Source organism: Bittarella massiliensis (ex Durand et al. 2017) (assembly GCF_017566145.1).
Taxonomy (GTDB): domain Bacteria; phylum Bacillota; class Clostridia; order Oscillospirales; family Ruminococcaceae; genus Bittarella; species Bittarella massiliensis_A.
Genome location: NZ_JABFCL010000025.1, coordinates 1 through 2,905, shown reverse-complemented (window position 1 = coordinate 2,905; position 2,905 = coordinate 1). Strand labels below are relative to the sequence as shown.

The following is a 2,905-nucleotide window of genomic DNA, read 5'->3' as shown; positions in this document are numbered from 1 at the left end:
CTGCAAAAACGCAGCTTGAAAACTGAATAAAGGGGAATAGACTGAATTGAGAACCGCTTCACAAGGTCAAGCCCTCGACCGATTAGTACTGCCCAGCTCAACACGTCACCGTGCGTACACCTGCAGCCTATCTACCTCGTAGTCTTCAAGGGGTCTTACCTGATTGACTCAGTGGGACATCTTATCTTGAGGTCGGCTTCACGCTTAGATGCTTTCAGCGTTTATCCGTTCCGCACTTAGCTGCCCAGCTGTGCCACTGGCGTGACAACTGGTGCACCAGAGGTGCGTCCATCCCGGTCCTCTCGTACTAGGGACAGCTCCTCTCAAATGTCCTGCGCCCACGACAGATAGGGACCGAACTGTCTCACGACGTTCTGAACCCAGCTCGCGTACCGCTTTAATTGGCGAACAGCCAAACCCTTGGGACCGAATTCAGCCCCAGGATGCGATGAGCCGACATCGAGGTGCCAAACCTCCCCGTCGATGTGGACTCTTGGGGGAGATCAGCCTGTTATCCCCAGGGTAGCTTTTATCCGTTGAGCGACGGCATTTCCACTCACATACCGCCGGATCACTAACTCCAACTTTCGTTCCTGCTCGACTTGTCAGTCTCGCAGTCAGGCTGGCTTGTGCGTTTACACTCTCTGGCATGGTTTCCGTCCATGCTGAGCCAACCTTTGAGCGCCTCCGATACCTTTTAGGAGGCGACCGCCCCAGTCAAACTGCCCACCTGACAATGTCCTCCGGCCGGATCCACGGCCGCAAGTTAGAATTCCAGCACTACAAGAGTGGTATCCCAAGGTCGACTCCACCAAAGCTGACGCCTTGGCTTCCTCGTCTCCCACCTATCCTGTACATGTAATACCGAAATCCAATATCAGGCTGCAGTAAAGCTCCATGGGGTCTTTCCGTCTTGTCGCGGGTAACCGGCATCTTCACCGGTACTACAATTTCGCCGGGTGGGTTGTTGAGACAGTAACCAGATCGTTACACCATTCGTGCGGGTCGGAACTTACCCGACAAGGAATTTCGCTACCTTAGGACCGTTATAGTTACGGCCGCCGTTCACTGGGGCTTCGGGTCAAAGCTTGCACTCATCTCCTTAACCTTCCAGCACCGGGCAGGTGTCAGCCCCTATACTTCATCTTTCGATTTAGCAGAGACCTGTGTTTTTGCTAAACAGTCGCCTGGCTCTATTCTCTGCGGCTCATGTCTCCATGAGCACCCCTTATCCCTAAGTTACGGGGTCAATTTGCCGAGTTCCTTAACAACCCTTCTCCCGTTGGCCTTAGAATCTTCTTCCTACCTACCTGTGTCGGTTTGCGGTACGGGCACCTTAGTTGTCCCCAGAGCTTTTCTCGCCTCCGTCCAAGCATGCTTCCCTACTAAATTTCAGTCCCTTGCGCCCGGGTCTACCATCGCCCGGGTCATGCCCTTTCAGAGTGTCCCTCTGCTTAAAACTTTCGGTGGTTACGGAATCTCTACCGTATGTGCATCGGCTACGCCTTTCGGCCTCACCTTAGCTCCCGACTAACTTGGAGCGGACGAACCTTCCTCCAAAAACCTTAGGCTTTCGGCCATCATGATTCTCACATGATTCGCGCTACTCATTCCGGCATTCTCACTCCCATGCAGTCCACCACCGCTTCCGCTATGGCTTCACCCCGCATGCGACGCTCCCCTACCCATCATCAAAGACGATGCCCAAGCTTCGGTACAGGTTTTAGCCCCGTTACATTTTCGGCGCAGGGGCACTCGACTAGTGAGCTATTACGCACTCTTTTAATGTATGGCTGCTTCTAAGCCAACATCCTAGTTGTCTGTGCACCCCCACATCCTTTTCCACTTAAACCTGTTTGGGGACCTTAGCTGTGGGTCTGGGCTGTTTCCCTCTCGACTATGAAACTTATCTCCCATAGTCTGACTCCTGCGCATCGATTTTCCGGCATTCTTAGTTTGATAGGGTTCAGTAACCTCTCGGCCCCTAGCCCATTCAGTGCTTTACCTCCGGAAATCTAACGCAAGGCTAGCCCTAAAGCTATTTCGGGGAGAACCAGCTATATCCGGGTTCGATTAGAATTTCTCCGCTATCCACACCTCATCCGCCACTTTTTCAACAGGGGTCGGTTCGGTCCTCCATTGGGTCTTACCCCAACTTCAACCTGGACATGGATAGGTCACCCGGTTTCGGGTCATATACATGCAACTGCTTCGCCCTATTCAGACTCGGTTTCCCTGCGGCTTCAGGCCTTAAGCCCTTAACCTCGCTGCATACATACACTCGCCGGACCGTTCTACAAAAAGTACCATATCACACTTTGACGTGCTCTATGTGCTTGTAGGCACAGGGTTTCAGGTTCTATTTCACTCCCCTCCCGGGGTTCTTTTCACCTTTCCTTCACAGTACTATACGCTATCGGTCACCAGGTAGTATTTAGGCTTGGAGGGTGGTCCCCCCGGCTTCCCACGGGATTCCTCGTGTCCCGCGGTACTCTGGATCCTGCTCGGTGTGCTCGCTTTTCAGATACGGGGCTCTCACCCTCTCTGGCCGGCCTTCCCATGCCGTTCTCTTAAACTCGCACAATCCTAAATGCAGTCCTCAACCCCAAGGGTATTTCTACCCCTGGTTTGGCCTCTTCCGATTTCGCTCGCCACTACTTTCGGAATCTCGTTTGATTTCTCTTCCTCGCCCTACTTAGATGTTTCAGTTCAGGCGGTTCACCTCCTGCACCTATGTATTCAGTACAGGATACCTAGACATGACTCTAGGTGGGTTGCCCCATTCGGACATCCGCGGATCAATACTCATTTGCAGCTCCCCGCGGCTTTTCGCAGCTTATCGCGTCCTTCATCGTCTCCTGGTGCCAAGGCATTCGCCCTGCGCCCTTCTTAGCTTGACCTTTTT

Annotated in this window: 1 rRNA gene; it reads right to left on the bottom strand. The window is 53.1% G+C overall.

Annotation, left to right across the window (positions count from 1 at the left end):
• Positions 1-62: 62 nt before the first annotated feature.
• Positions 63-2,900, bottom strand: a 23S ribosomal RNA gene (locus tag HJY11_RS13295).
• Positions 2,901-2,905: the final 5 nt, after the last annotated feature.